This is a genomic window from Ruegeria sp. AL3 (genome assembly GCF_056536065.1).
On the sequence record NZ_JBQFJG010000001.1, the window covers coordinates 1,386,182 to 1,399,966 of the forward strand.

Consider the following 13,785-nt stretch of genomic DNA (forward strand, 5'->3'; position numbering starts at 1 on the left):
CCATGCAGCGCACATTGGTGATCATGGTGAAGGAACCTCAACCGGGCCGCGTCAAAACGCGGCTTGGACGAGAAATCGGCATGGTCGCGGCGGCGTGGTGGTTTCGGCACCAGACCCGGTCCCTGATCCGGCGGCTGCGTGATCCCCGTTGGCGAATCGTTTTGGCCGTCTCACCCGATCAGCAGGGTCTGAACAGCCGGGTATGGCCCGCTGACCTGCCGCGCGCCGCGCAGGGGCGTGGGGACCTGGGGGATCGTATGGGGCGGATGCTGCGCGGGATGCCCAAGGGCCCGGTTTGCCTGATCGGTGCGGACATTCCGGGCATTTCGCGCCGCCATATTGCCCGTGCTTTCAACGCATTGGGGTGTTCTCAAATGGTGTTTGGGCCAGCCCCGGATGGTGGCTATTGGCTGGTCGGCGCGCAACGATATGCAGCCTTGCCGGCAAGTCTGTTCCAAAACGTGCGCTGGTCGACAGAACACGCATTGGCTGACACGCTGGCCTCGATTTCTGGCGGTCGGGTGTCATTGCTTGATCAACTGCGCGATGTGGATACGGTTGCCGATCTTGACCCCTGAGGCTTTTTGGTCATGACGCGGTCGCAAACGCGTGCTAGGCCGGACGTATGACTCGCATCCCTACCAAGCAGGAGGTCCTGGACTGGATCTCGGCGAACCCCACCCTGACCTCAAAACGCGATATCGCCAAAGCCTTTGGCATCAAGGGCGCGGATCGGATTGATCTGAAACGTATCCTCAAAGAGCTTGAGGCCGAAGGCCATCTTGAGAAGCGCAAGCGCAGTTACCGCGACCCGGATCGCCTGCCGCCGGTCAGCGTGTTGCAGGTAAAGGCGCCGAATGCCGATGGCGACCTGTTCGCGCGGCCGCTGGAATGGCATGGCGAGGGGGTCGAGCCCATCGTTCTGATCATTGCTCGCGCCAGCGACCCGGCGCTGGGCGAAGGTGATCGCATTCTGGCTCGTCTGACCGTGGTGCATGAGGAAGATCACAATTACGAAGCCCGCCTGATCCGCCGTATCGGAACGAACCCTCGGAAAATCGTGGGTATCTTCCGCAAAGGGGCCGAAGGCGGGCGGATCGTGCCGATCGACAAGGCCGGATCGACCGAATGGCTGGTGGCCGAAGGCGCTGCGCTGGGCGCCAGGGATGGCGAACTGGTCGAGGCCGAGCAAGCCGGGCCGAAAAACCGCATGGGGCTGCCACGCGCGCGTATCGTTGAACGGCTGGGCGACCCTACTGCGCCCAAGGCCGTTTCGTTGATCGCGATCCATCAGCACGGCATCCCGGATGATTTCCCCGACAAGGTGATTGCCGAGGCCGACAAGGCCAAACCTGTCGGCCTGAAAGGCCGCGAGGATCTGCGGGATATACCTTTACTGACGATCGATCCCTCGGACGCGCGCGATCATGACGACGCCTGTTATGCCCATGCTGATGACGACCCGAAAAACCCGGGCGGTCATGTGATCTGGGTCGCCATTGCTGATGTCGCCGCCTATGTGCGGCCCGGCACCGCGCTGGACCGCGAGGCGCGCAAGCGCGGCAATTCCAGCTATTTCCCCGACCGCGTCGTGCCGATGCTGCCCGACCGTCTGTCGGGTGATCTGTGTTCGCTGCACGAAGGCGTGCCGCGCGCCTGTATCGCGGTGCGGATGCAGATCGACGCGGATGGCAACAAGATCGGTCACCGGTTCGTGCGCGGTCTGATGCGCTCGGCAGCCTCGTTGAACTATGCCGAGGTGCAAGAGGCCATCGACGGTCATCCGAACGACCGCACTGGGCCGTTGCTGGAGAGCGTTCTGAAACCGCTTTATGCTGCATATGCCGCGCTGAAAAAGGCCCGTGCAGATCGCCAGCCGCTGGAGCTGGACCTGCCGGAGCGCAAGATCGTTCTGAACGACAAGGGCGAGGTCGAAAGCGTAGCCTTCCGTGACCGGCTGGACGCGCACCGGCTGATCGAGGAATTCATGATCCTGGCCAACGTGGCCGCCGCCGAGACGCTGATCGCCAAGCGCAGCCCGCTGCTGTTCCGGGTGCACGAAGAACCCGCGCCCGAAAAACTGGAAAGCCTGCGCGAGACGGCGCAGGCCGCCGGGCTGAATCTGGCCAAGGGGCAGGTGCTCCAGACCCGTCACCTGAACGCGCTGCTGAATGCCGCCGCCGGCACCGAGGATGCCGAGCTGATCAATCTCAGCACCTTGCGGTCGATGGCGCAGGCCTATTACAGCCCGGAAAACTTCGGCCATTTCGGGTTGGCGCTGCGTAATTACGCGCATTTCACCTCGCCCATCCGGCGCTATGCAGACCTGATCGTGCACCGGGCGCTTATCTCGGCCCATGGCTGGGGCAAGGACGGGCTGACCGAGGACGAAATTGCCCGGCTCGAAGAAACGGCCACGCATATTTCGGATACCGAACGCCGCTCGATGATGGCCGAGCGCGATACGACCGACCGCTATCTGGCGGCCTATCTCAGCGAACGTGTGGGCAACGAATTCACCGGGCGGATCAGTGGCATTGCCCGGTTCGGGGCCTTCGTGAAAATGGACGAAACGGGCGCGGATGGCCTGGTGCCGGTGCGGTCTTTGGGGCGCGAATTCTTCCATTTTGATCGAGAGGCCGGAACGCTGATGGGCTCGGATTCCGGGCTGATCATCGCCATCGGCCAGCGGGTCACGGTGAGGCTGACCGAGGCGACACCTGTGACCGGCGGGTTGGAGCTGGAACTGCTGTCCATCGACGATCAGGCCCTGCCGCGCGGGCGCGGGCCCGCCAAGCGGTCGACGCGACGCAAGGCAGCCAGCACCAAGCGCAAGAAGGACAAGATCAAGCGCAAGGTCGAACGCAAGCGCCGTCAAAGGTGATAGGTCAGCGCCCGGGCAATCAGCCAGCCATGGCGGGTTTCATCGATCTGGCTCGGGTCATCGAACAGAATGGCCCGGTTCCCGTCAATTCGGTCCTCGCCCGGAAAGGCCGTGGTGAAATCACCGATCAATCGGCTTTGGCAGTGCACGAACAGTGCGAAATCCGCGGATTTGTGAGCCCCCAGCCGGATCGTTGACCCTTTGGGGGCAAGATAGGCGGGCTGGCCCCAGCGCAGCTCTTCTCGCAATGGAGTGGCGGTGGGCAGAGACTCTGCTGTATTCAGTATCAGATCGCGAAGCGCCAGGGCCCCCGCGCGTGCTTGCGGGGGCATGGCTTCAAAGGCCGAGGCGACTGTGGGGTCATCAAAAGGTTTCATGCAATCGGTATCGCCTGTTCCATCCGGTCTACGTAACTGTTCAACAGATTATCTTGTTTGATCCTTCGGGTCAGTGGGGTATCGGCAGGCGTTGCGCGCATGGCGGCGAGCATTGGGCCGACGCTCATATCTGCTGATGTCGGTTGATCCGCCAGCAGGAACCGGGATTGCCACAGATGGGCCGAGATCGCCTCGAGATCGCGTTCGACCCGGTCCAGGCGCTCGGGCAACGAGAACCGGCCGATCCCTTGTGACCTGATTCCTTTCAGAACGGATTTTCGGATCGCATTGGACGCCGGCTTTCGGATCAGGGTCGGAATTCCGGTAAAAAAGGTTTCGCGAAGGATTGGCCAGACCTCGTCATTTCCCCAGCGGTCCAGAACGATGTGGAAATACAGATGCTCTTCGGCCATTCGTACCAGCGCGCGGGATTGCGCTTTTTCCACATCCGAAAGCACCTGATCGAACTCCGCCCCCTTCCGTTCCAGCCAATCGCGGATCAGATCGCTGTCCGGTATCAACCGCTCTGGCGTGCGCAGCACTGGCAGTTTTTGATGCGGCATCCTGCGCGGGTCAAGCATGTCCGAACGCTGCCAGACCTGACCGGAGTGCTGAAGCATCAAGGCTGTCTTGACGCAGAACGGACTGGCGCTGAACAGTCCGAAGGCGGAAGGATAGGTGAGAAGGGTCAGCATCGCGTGGCTCCGTATATTTGACGTGCCGGATGAGTAAACCGAGCTGATGACAGTTTTTGTCATTAGGGATAGGCTAGTGTTCATCATGTCCCGCACCGCCCGATTGTTCCAACTGATGCAAGCCCTGCGTTCTGGCCCATCGCCCAGAACGTCTGAACAACTGGCGCAGGATCTGGGTGTTTCTGCCAGAACGATACACAGGGATATTGACGCGCTGCGTGGTCTGGGGGCCGTTATCGACGGTGAGGCAGGGTTTGGATTCACCCTGATCGAAGATGCCACTTTGCCGCCATTGGGTTTCACCGATGACGAGCTTGAGGCCCTGGTTCTTGGCCTGCGCGAAGTTCAGGTGATTGGTGACCCGGCCTTGTCAGATGCAGCCAGCGCCGCCCTGCGGAAATTGCAGGGGCGATTGCCACAGCGTCAGTCTCATCGGCTGAGCCACGCGGTTCTGGCGGCAACGCGGTTCAATCGCCCGCCCGCGCCGACAATCGACGTGGCCATTTTACGGCAGGCGACGTGGGACGAACGCGCGATCGAGTTCTCCTATACGGATGCAAAGGGCGATGCCACACAAAGACGGGTCAACCCGCTGAGCATCGTCTATATGGATCGATCAAATGTGTTGCTCGGCTGGTGCCACCTGAGACAGGATTTTCGCGTCTTCCGGTTGGATCGCATGCAGGACATGTCCGTGACAGATCAAAGCTTTAGACCTTACCGGGTGCCCATGCTGCGCGAAGTTTTGGCGCAAATCCGCGCAGCGCGCGACGCGCAAGAACGCGATGAGGACGCCTGAGACTTTGTGATTCGCCGATTTTGCGCTACCCTGAGGTCGAGCAGTAATCAGGAAAAATCGGAATGCAAAAATGCGTAGGCGGCGTCATGACCGTCGCATTGTGGGCATCCATGGTGCAGGCGGACATATCAGAAAATACGACTTGGCCAGACAGTGCAGTGTCCGGCAAAACGATACAGCTGGCCTCGGCGGATGTGGCGGTTTCGATCCGTCCGGTCCCGCGCCCGACGGTTGAGGCTTTGCGGGTGTCCGCGGCCGTGACCGCACGGTTTCAGGCCTGGCTCGGCGCGTTTCACGAGCGCGCGAAGCTGCAGGGTATATCGGAAAGAACATTGAACAGGGTGTTCCCGGACATGATCTTTGACGAGGACATCCTGAAACGAGACCGCAATCAGGCTGAATTTTCGAAACCGATCTGGGCGTATCTGGATTCCGCCGTCTCGGACACGCGCGTTTCCAATGGTCGTGCCGCGATGCAACGACATCGGCAGGTGTTGCAGCAAATCGAGGCGGTATATGGCGTAGAAAAGGAAGTGGTCACGGCGATCTGGGGGTTGGAAACATCATTCGGCTCTTATCGTGGCAGCAACCGGACGCTGAGTTCCTTGGCGACGCTGGCCTTTGATGCACGGCGGGCGCAGTTCTTTGAAACGCAGTTGATCGCCGCGCTGAGGATCGTGCAGGCAGGCGATGTCAGCGCCAAAAACATGCTGGGCAGCTGGGCAGGTGCGATGGGGCACACGCAATTCATGCCAACTTCGTATCTGGATCACGCAGTTGATTTCGATGGCGATGGTCGGCGAGACATCTGGTCGGATGATCCGACGGATGCGCTGGCCTCGGCCGCGTCCTATCTGGCGCGACACGGTTGGAAAAAGGGGCAGCCCTGGGGCGTCGAGGTGCGCTTGCCCGAAGGGTTCGACTATGCCACCGCCAAACGGGACTTCACCCTGCTGCCGTCAGATTGGGCGGCGCGTGGCGTGGTCGGGCGTGACGGCAAACCGGTCCTGGATCACGGGCAAGCCGCAATCCTTTTGCCCGCCGGGAGGCATGGCGTGGCGCTGATGATTTTCGACAATTTCAGCGTGATCGAGGCCTATAACGGGGCCGACGCTTACGTGATCGGTATCGGACACCTGTCCGACCGGCTTGCGGGTGGCGCACCGTTTCAGTCCGACTGGCCCCGAGGGGAGCGGGCGCTAAGCTTCACCGAGAAGAAAGAACTGCAAACCCGCCTGACCAATGCGGGGTTCGATACAAAGGGTATCGATGGGCGTACAGGGCCGAATACCATCAATGCGGTTCGCGCCTACCAACTGGCGCAGGGCTTGGTGCCGGACGGCTATCCAACTGCGACACTTTTGGAGCGGTTGCGGTGAACGATAAGAGGCGACCCAGACGGGCCGCCCCTTAATAGAACCTTTTTCTGATCTCAGGATGCGGCTTTCATCAGCCCCTGAGCGATGATTTCCGCCTGTGCTTCGTCCAGAGATTTGTAAATCCGCACAAACATCTCGTCGATATCTGCCGGGGTCAGGATCAGCGGCGGCGAGATGATCATGCGGTCGCCCACATGACGCATGATCAGATTGTTGGCAAAGCAACGGTCACGGCAGATATAGCCGACCGTTCCGGGCTCGGACGCGAATTTGGCGCGGCTGGCTTTGTCGGGTGTCAGAGCGATGGAGGCCATCATTCCGACGATCTTCGCCTCACCCACAAGCGGGTGATCGACCAGGGCCTCCCATTTCTGTTTCAGATAGGGGGCTGCAACGTCGCGCACATGCTCGACGATCTTCTCTTCTTCCAAAATGCGTAGGTTTTCAAGCGCCACGGCGGCGGCGACGGGGTGGCCGGAATAGGTGTACCCGTGGTTAAATTCCGTCCCGCCGATCACTTCGGCGATCTCATCATTCACGATGGACCCGCCGATCGGCGCATAGCCCGAGCTGAGCCCCTTGGCGATGGTCATGATATGCGGTTTGATGCCCACGGTTTGCGATCCGAACCAGTTGCCGGTTCGGCCGAACCCACAGATCACCTCGTCTGCAATCAACAGGATATCGTATTTGTCGCAGATGCGCTGAATTTCCGGCCAGTAGGTATCGGGCGCCACGATCACGCCGCCTGCACCCTGAACCGGCTCGGCGATAAAGGCCGCGACACGGTCCTCGCCCAGCTCCTGTATGGCCTCTTCCAGCTCGCGCGCGCGGGCCAGGCCGAATTCCTCGGGCGACATGTCGCCGCCTTCGGCCCACCAGTTCGGTTGGTTGATGTGGTGAATGTTCGGGATCGGAATGCCGCCCTGCGCATGCATACCTGCCATGCCGCCCAGCGAAGCCGACCCGACAGAAGACCCGTGATACGCGTTTTTCCTGCTGATGATGATATTTTTGTCCGGCTGCCCCTTCTCGGCCCAGTATGTGCGCACGAGGCGGATGTTGGTGTCGTTTGCCTCGGACCCGCCAGCTGCGAAAAAGACATGGTTCAGATCACCTGGTGCCAGTTCGGCGATTTTGGCCGCCAGTGCGATTGCGGGCACATGGGTCGTCTTGAAGAAGGTGTTGTAGTAGGGCAGTTCGCGCATCTGACGCGCCGCGACATCGGCCAGCTCATCGCGGCCATAACCGATATTGACGCACCAAAGACCTGCCATTGCGTCCAGAATTTCCTCACCTTCGCTGTCGGTCAGGTAAACGCCGCTGGCGCGTGTAATCACGCGGGCCCCTTCCTGCCCCAGCGCACCATTGGCCGAGAAAGGATGGATGTGATGCGCCGCATCCAGCGCCTGCAATTCGGCGGTCGGCATATGGTTGGTTATGGTGGACATCGGAGAATCTCCTACAAGAACGCAGTTGCGGATCACAATATGATCAAATTCATCGCTGTCAATCGAATCAGGCTGAGTTAAGCGGAAGTCAGGGCGTCCGACATCAATTCCATGCCTTGTTCGATGTCCTGAGCCGTTGCCTTTGCCGCTTTTTCGGCGTCGCATTCGCGCAAGGCGGAAATGATATCCTTGTGCCGATCCGGCAGGCTTTGAGTCCCGAATCGACCACACACGACACGCAGCGAAGGGCCGAACCGCAACCAAAGCCTTTCGGCGAGATCACTGAGAATCGGTGCGTTTGCATGAGAGTACAGCGTTTCGTGGAACGCTTGGTTCAGACGCAGATATCCGCCCACATCCCCGTCGGCGATCATACGGTCCAAATGCGTATCAAGCCGCTCAAGATGATCGATATCCTCGGCCTGCAAATTCGACGTCGCGCGCCTTGAAAGCTCTGATTCTATTGAGGTTCTTGCAAAGATCATTTCCTGGATATCGCCCGGGGACAGCAGCGGCACACTTACACGCCGATTGCCTTGGAACACCAATGCCCCGTCCGAGATCAACCGGCGGATGGCTTCGCGCACCGGTGTCATGCCAACACCCAGCGAATCAGTCAGGCCCTGGATCGTGACAGGCTGGCCCGGAACCAATTCGCCGAACAGGATCTGTGATCTGAGCGTTTGATAAACCTGCTCATGCGCGGGCTGTTTCCCTTTGTCGACTATCGACGCAGATGCCTTATTTTTGATCAAATCCAATTGGTTCTTCCCATTTCGACTAACCCTGACTTGTCAGGTGACAGACCTCGTGAAACCATACGCTGGATCGAGGGAAAACGCAAAACTTGATCAAATCCAAAAAAACGGGAAAATAGCCGTACACTTGCAGGGAGAAGAATATGACAATCAAAACGCTGACCATGACAGCGGTCATCGCATTGGGGACTTCGGCGGCATTCGCCGAAGAGGTGCGTGTTTATAACTGGTCCGACTATATCGACGAAGAATTGCTAAGCAAATTCGAGGAAGAAACCGGTCTGACCCTGATTTACGATGTGTTCGACAGCAATGAGGTTTTGGAAACCAAGATGCTGGCCGGTGGTTCGGGATACGATGTGGTGGTGCCGTCGGGCACATTCCTGCAACGCCAGATTCAGGCGGGCGCGTTTCAGGAACTGGACATGGCCAAGTTGCCGAATGCGGAAAATTTGTGGGACGTGATTCAGAAGCGTACCGCAGGATATGATCCGAACAATGCCTACTCGATCAACTACATGTGGGGAACGACGGGCATCGGCGTGAACGTCGACAAGGTCAGGGAAGTCTTGGGTGACGACGTGGCCCTGAACAGCATGGATTTGGTTCTGAAGCCAGAAAATATGGAAAAGCTGGCCTCGTGTGGCGTTCACTTACTTGATGCGCCAGCCGAAATGATACCGATGACCTTGCAGTACATCGGTGAAGACCCCGACAGCCATGACCCGGAAGTGATCAAGAAGGTCGAAGACGTTCTGACAAGCGTTCGCCCCTACATCCAGAAGTTTCACAGTTCGGAATACATCAACGCGCTGGCCAATGGCGATATTTGCGTAGCCGTGGGTTGGTCCGGTGATATTTTGCAGGCGCGGGACCGAGCGGCCGAAGCCGACAACGGTGTGAACATCGAATACCACCCGTTCGCAGAAGGGTCGTTGATGTGGTTCGACCAGATGGCAATTCCTGCCGACGCGCCGAATCCGGAAGGTGCGCACAAGTTCCTGAATTTCATTCTGGATGCCAACAACATGGCTGCTGCGTCCAACTACGTATACTACGCCAACGGCAACAAGGCGTCTCAGGAGTTTCTTGAGGAAGACGTGATCGGCGATCCGGCAATTTATCCGGATGAAGCCACGATGCAGAACCTGTACATCACGACTCCGTACCCCGCGAAAACACAGCGGGTCGTGACCCGTCTTTGGACCAAGATCAAGTCAGGCACCTGATCCGGTCAAAAGCGCGGGGCGGTCTGGCGATCGCCCCGCCGCACCATTGTCCAAACTGACCATGCGGGGGCTGCTTTGAGTTCTGACGTTTTTGCGCCGTGGAATGACCCACAGGCGAAACCCTTGATCCAGTTCCAGAACGTGACCAAGCGCTTTGGCGAGTTCACGGCGATCGACAACCTGTCTCTGGATATTTTCGAACGTGAGTTTTTTGCCCTGCTAGGCCCTTCTGGGTGCGGCAAAACAACGATGATGCGGATGCTGGCCGGGTTCGAGACCCCGACCGAAGGCCATATCCTGCTGGGCGGGCAGGATATCGATCCCATCCCGCCGAACAAACGGGCCGTGAACATGATGTTCCAGTCCTATGCCCTGTTCCCGCATCTGAGTGTCTGGGAAAACATCGCTTTCGGTCTGCGCCGAGACAACATGCCCAAGCACGATCTGGAAGATCGGGTCGAAGAGATGCTGCGCCTGACCCGGCTGGAACAGTTCGCCCGTCGCAAACCGCATCAGATCTCGGGCGGTCAGAGGCAGCGCGTCGCGCTGGCGCGCTCGTTGGCCAAAGCGCCCAAGCTTCTGCTGCTGGATGAACCGCTGGGCGCGTTGGACAAGAAGCTGCGTCAGGATACCCAGTTCGAATTGATGGATATCCAGGAAAAGACCGGCACCACCTTTGTCATCGTCACTCATGATCAGGAAGAGGCGATGACAGTTGCCACCCGAGTCGCGGTGATGGATCAGGGCCAGTTAAAGCAAGTGGCCACCCCGGATCGCATCTATGAAAACCCTGAATCTGTTTATGTCGCTGACTTCATCGGAGATGTGAACATAATCGAAGGCCGCGCGACTCCATCCGGAGAGGACGCCTATCAGATCGATTGGGCCGAAGGTCAGGCCCCGTTCACGGCATCTTCGCCTGCCGGTTTCTCAGACGGCCAGCCCTGCCATCTGGCGATCCGCCCCGAGAAAGTGACAATCTCTGCCGAACGGCCCGTCGATGCGGTCAACGCCGTGCAGGGCAAGGTTCACGACATTGCCTATCTGGGCAATCTGTCCACCTATCACGTTGAATTGGCAAACGGCACAATCATCAAGGCGCAGACGGCCAACACCCGCCGCATCTCGCGCCGTTCTTTCACCTGGGAAGACCCGGTCTGGCTGTCCTGGACAGCCACGGCTGCGGTTCTGTTGGCCAACTGATGCGCCGCGCCGTTCTGATCGCCATTCCTTACGTCTGGCTGTTGGCCCTGTTTCTGGTGCCGTTCTTCATCGTTCTGAAGATTTCGCTGTCGGATACCGCGCTTGCCATCCCGCCTTATGCTCCGACTTTGGACCTGTCTGCCGGTTGGGCGGGGATAAAGGAGTTTTTCAGCAAGCTTGATCTGGAGAATTATGTCTGGCTGACCGAGGACGACCTGTATTGGAAAGCCTACCTGTCCAGCGTCAAGATCGCTTTGATTTCGACCTTCCTGACACTGCTGGTGGGCTATCCCATTGCCTACGGCATGGCCCGCGCGCCTCAGGAATGGCGACCGACACTGATGATGCTGGTCATCCTGCCCTTCTGGACTTCGTTCCTGATCCGGGTTTACGCTTGGATGGGCATTCTGTCGAACGAAGGGTACCTCAACCAGATCTTGCTGTGGACCGGTATCATCTCGACGCCGCTGACGATCCTGAACACGTCAACTGCCGTCTATATCGGCATTGTCTACACCTACCTGCCTTTCATGATCCTGCCGATCTATTCTGCGTTGGAACGGTTGGACGGATCATTGATCGAAGCGGCCGAGGATCTGGGGTGTTCCCGTTTGCAGGCCTTCTGGTTGGTGACCATCCCGCTATCCAAACCCGGTATCATTGCAGGGTGTTTCCTGGTGATGATCCCTGTGATCGGTGAATTCGTGATCCCATCCCTTCTGGGTGGTTCCGGTACGCTGATGATCGGCAAGGTTCTGTGGGAAGAGTTCTTTTCGAACCGTGACTGGCCGGTGGCAAGTGCGGTGGCCATCGTGCTGCTGCTGATCCTTGTCATTCCCATCGTGCTGTTCCAGCGCAACCAGCAGAAACAGGCGGAGGCCGAGGGATGAACAGATTGAGCTGGTTCAACACGGTTTCGCTGACGCTGGGTTTTGCGTTTCTGTACATCCCGATGATCATCCTGATCGTCTTCAGCTTCAACGAAAGCAAGCTGGTCACGGTCTGGGCCGGGTTTTCGACGAAATGGTACGGAGAGCTGCTGCGGAACGAAGCGTTCCTTGATGCCGCCTGGGTCACGATCCGGGTCGCGGTCTTTTCGTCGACGCTGGCGACAATTCTTGGAACGGCCGCCGCTTATGTACTGGTCCGCAGCGGGCGTTTCTTTGGCCGGACACTGTTTTCCGGCATGATCTATGCACCGCTGGTCATGCCCGAAGTGATCACCGGCCTGTCGCTGCTTTTGCTGTTTATTGGCATCGGCCTGGATCGGGGTATTCTGACCATCGTTCTGGCGCATACGACCTTTTCGATGTGTTTCGTTTCCGTTGTTGTATCCTCGCGCCTCATCACCTTTGACCGGTCGCTGGAAGAGGCTGCGCTGGACCTTGGGTGTTCGCCCGCGCAAGCCTTCCGTCTTGTTACCCTGCCGATCATCGCACCTGCGGTAATCTCGGGCTGGTTGCTGGCCTTCACCTTGTCACTTGATGATCTGGTGATTGCATCCTTCACTTCGGGGCCGTCGGCGACGACATTGCCGATCAAGATATTCTCGGCCGTGCGCCTTGGTGTCAGCCCGGAAATCAACGCGTTGTCGACGATCATGATCGCTGTGGTGACGGTCGGGGTAATCACGGCCTCGCTTGTGACCAAACGCGCGATGGTACGTCAGCAGCAGGACGAAATGGCCGCAGCGCGCACCGAATGAAGCGGATTTTTCCAGACTACGCCTATGGCAGCGAACCTCGCGACGGCTGTTGGTGGGACGAAACTGTTGCCAGCCCGGATTGGCCGAACTTCCAGGGCGACATGCATGTGGATGTGGCCATTATTGGCGGTGGATTTACAGGCGTTTCGGCTGCTCTGCATTTGGCTGAAGATGCTTCGGTTGCGGTTTTCGAAGCCGGCGCACCGGGGTGGGGTGCCTCGGGCCGAAATGGCGGGTTTTGCTGTCTTGGCGGCTCAAAACTTGGCCACGCATCCATGCAGCGCCGATTTGGCCGCGATGCTGCTTTGGACTATGCGGCAGCGGAACAGGAAGCGGTCCGACTGGTCGCTGATCTGTTGGCACAGCATCAGATCGATGCGGATACCCACTCCAGCGGGGAAACCCAGCTGGCGCATTCCAGGCGGGCGATGGACATGCTGCGCCGCAATGCCGACGAGGCGGGAACCCTGCACGAAGCCAGAGACCTGCCCGCGAAGGGCATGGGTGGCGCGTTTCATGGTGGATACACTTCGCCGGTTGGTTTCGGGTTGAATCCCCGCAAATACCTGTTCGGGATTGCCCGAGCCGCCGAAGCAATGGGCGCGCATCTGTTCCGGAATTCCCCAGTTCTGAGCGTTGAAAAAACGGCGTCCGGCTTTGTGTTGCAAACGCAGAGCGGGCCAGTCAAAGCGCAGGCGGTGTTGGTGTGTACCAACGGCTACTCCAGCGAGGATATCCCGGCCTGGATGTGCGGACGATACATGCCTGCCCAGTCGACCGTCATGGTAACGCGACCCCTTGGCCAAACCGAACAGATGGCACAGGGATGGACATCGGATCAGATGTGCTATGACACGCGCAATCTGTTGCACTATTTCCGCCTGATGCCGGACGGGCGCTTTCTGTTTGGTATGAGGGGCGGCCTGCGGTCATCGGCCGAGGCTGAAGCAGCCATTCGGCGAAAGGTTCAGCAGGATTTCAAACATATGTTTCCTGCTTGGTCGACGGTCGAGGTCACTCATATCTGGTCCGGTTTGGTGTGCCTGTCGCGGGCCCTGACACCTTTTGTCGGCCCCGTTCCGGATCAACCGGGGATGTTCGCCGGTTTTGCATATCACGGCAACGGCGTCGCCATGGGCACGTATTGCGGTCGAGCATTGGCGCGGTTGGTTCTGGGGCAGGACTCCAGGCTGCCGGCCGTGATGACGCAAACACCGGGTCGGTTTCCTTTGGGTCGCTGGCGCCGTGTGCTCATGCCGCCAGCCTACGCCATGCTGGCACTGGCCGACCTGCGATGAGGCGGGG

13 protein-coding genes are annotated in these 13,785 nt (G+C 59.1%); 9 read left to right on the forward strand and 4 right to left on the reverse strand.

All coding sequences use genetic code 11. The features are described 5' to 3' along the window. Positions 1 to 2: 2 nt before the first annotated feature. Positions 3 to 578: a TIGR04282 family arsenosugar biosynthesis glycosyltransferase gene (locus tag ACR3E6_RS06970; protein WP_171637845.1), complete on the forward strand. Its 576-nt coding sequence runs from the start codon at positions 3 to 5 to the stop codon at positions 576 to 578. Between the two features lie 47 nt (positions 579 to 625). Further along, positions 626 to 2,884: a ribonuclease R gene (gene rnr / locus ACR3E6_RS06975; protein WP_480486449.1), complete on the forward strand. Its 2,259-nt coding sequence runs from the start codon at positions 626 to 628 to the stop codon at positions 2,882 to 2,884. On the opposite strand, the gene ACR3E6_RS06980 is transcribed toward rnr, so the two are convergent. Together ACR3E6_RS06980 and ACR3E6_RS06985 are read right to left on the reverse strand one after the other, a co-directional pair. Beyond that, complete coding sequence (locus ACR3E6_RS06980; protein ID WP_210093846.1) at positions 2,875 to 3,261, reverse strand: DUF1801 domain-containing protein; 387 nt, start codon at positions 3,259 to 3,261, stop codon at positions 2,875 to 2,877. The two genes, rnr and ACR3E6_RS06980, sit on opposite strands and share 10 nt — an antisense overlap. Beyond that, complete coding sequence (locus ACR3E6_RS06985) at positions 3,258 to 3,956, reverse strand: glutathione S-transferase family protein (RefSeq protein WP_480486451.1); 699 nt, start codon at positions 3,954 to 3,956, stop codon at positions 3,258 to 3,260. The genes ACR3E6_RS06980 and ACR3E6_RS06985 overlap by 4 nt, the downstream gene beginning before the upstream one ends. A gap of 85 nt (positions 3,957 to 4,041) precedes the next feature. Between ACR3E6_RS06985 and ACR3E6_RS06990 the strand changes: the two genes are divergently transcribed. Continuing rightward, positions 4,042 to 4,755, forward strand: a complete 714-nt coding sequence (locus ACR3E6_RS06990; protein WP_209835428.1) for a helix-turn-helix transcriptional regulator — start codon at positions 4,042 to 4,044, stop codon at positions 4,753 to 4,755. Positions 4,756 to 4,841: 86 nt separating this feature from the next. After that, positions 4,842 to 6,134, forward strand: a complete 1,293-nt coding sequence (locus ACR3E6_RS06995; protein WP_480486453.1) for a lytic murein transglycosylase — start codon at positions 4,842 to 4,844, stop codon at positions 6,132 to 6,134. Between the two features lie 53 nt (positions 6,135 to 6,187). On the opposite strand, the gene ACR3E6_RS07000 is transcribed toward ACR3E6_RS06995, so the two are convergent. Together ACR3E6_RS07000 and ACR3E6_RS07005 are read right to left on the reverse strand one after the other, a co-directional pair. Continuing rightward, entirely contained in the window at positions 6,188 to 7,585 is a 1,398-nt protein-coding gene (locus ACR3E6_RS07000) for an aspartate aminotransferase family protein (RefSeq protein ID WP_171724888.1), read from the reverse strand. 77 nt (positions 7,586 to 7,662) lie between these two features. Next, entirely contained in the window at positions 7,663 to 8,346 is a 684-nt protein-coding gene (locus tag ACR3E6_RS07005) for a GntR family transcriptional regulator (protein WP_480486455.1), read from the reverse strand. Positions 8,347 to 8,486: 140 nt separating this feature from the next. Here ACR3E6_RS07005 and ACR3E6_RS07010 point away from each other — a divergent pair, with 140 nt between their 5' ends. The 5 genes from ACR3E6_RS07010 (at position 8,487) to ACR3E6_RS07030 (ending at position 13,778) form a co-directional block, all read left to right on the forward strand. Next, positions 8,487 to 9,572 carry a polyamine ABC transporter substrate-binding protein gene (locus tag ACR3E6_RS07010; protein WP_171724889.1) on the forward strand — a complete coding sequence of 362 codons (1,086 nt, stop codon included), beginning with the start codon at positions 8,487 to 8,489 and terminating at the stop codon, positions 9,570 to 9,572. 75 nt (positions 9,573 to 9,647) lie between these two features. After that, complete coding sequence (locus ACR3E6_RS07015; RefSeq protein WP_171205253.1) at positions 9,648 to 10,775, forward strand: ABC transporter ATP-binding protein; 1,128 nt, start codon at positions 9,648 to 9,650, stop codon at positions 10,773 to 10,775. Further along, positions 10,775 to 11,665 carry an ABC transporter permease subunit gene (locus ACR3E6_RS07020; RefSeq protein ID WP_480486457.1) on the forward strand — a complete coding sequence of 297 codons (891 nt, stop codon included), beginning with the start codon at positions 10,775 to 10,777 and terminating at the stop codon, positions 11,663 to 11,665. The genes ACR3E6_RS07015 and ACR3E6_RS07020 overlap by 1 nt, the downstream gene beginning before the upstream one ends. Further along, positions 11,662 to 12,480, forward strand: a complete 819-nt coding sequence (locus ACR3E6_RS07025; protein ID WP_152459300.1) for an ABC transporter permease — start codon at positions 11,662 to 11,664, stop codon at positions 12,478 to 12,480. Before ACR3E6_RS07020 ends, ACR3E6_RS07025 begins: the two co-directional genes overlap by 4 nt. Next, positions 12,477 to 13,778, forward strand: coding sequence for an NAD(P)/FAD-dependent oxidoreductase (locus tag ACR3E6_RS07030; protein WP_210093843.1), 1,302 nt, complete (start codon positions 12,477 to 12,479; stop codon positions 13,776 to 13,778). The genes ACR3E6_RS07025 and ACR3E6_RS07030 overlap by 4 nt, the downstream gene beginning before the upstream one ends. Positions 13,779 to 13,785 lie beyond the last annotated feature (7 nt).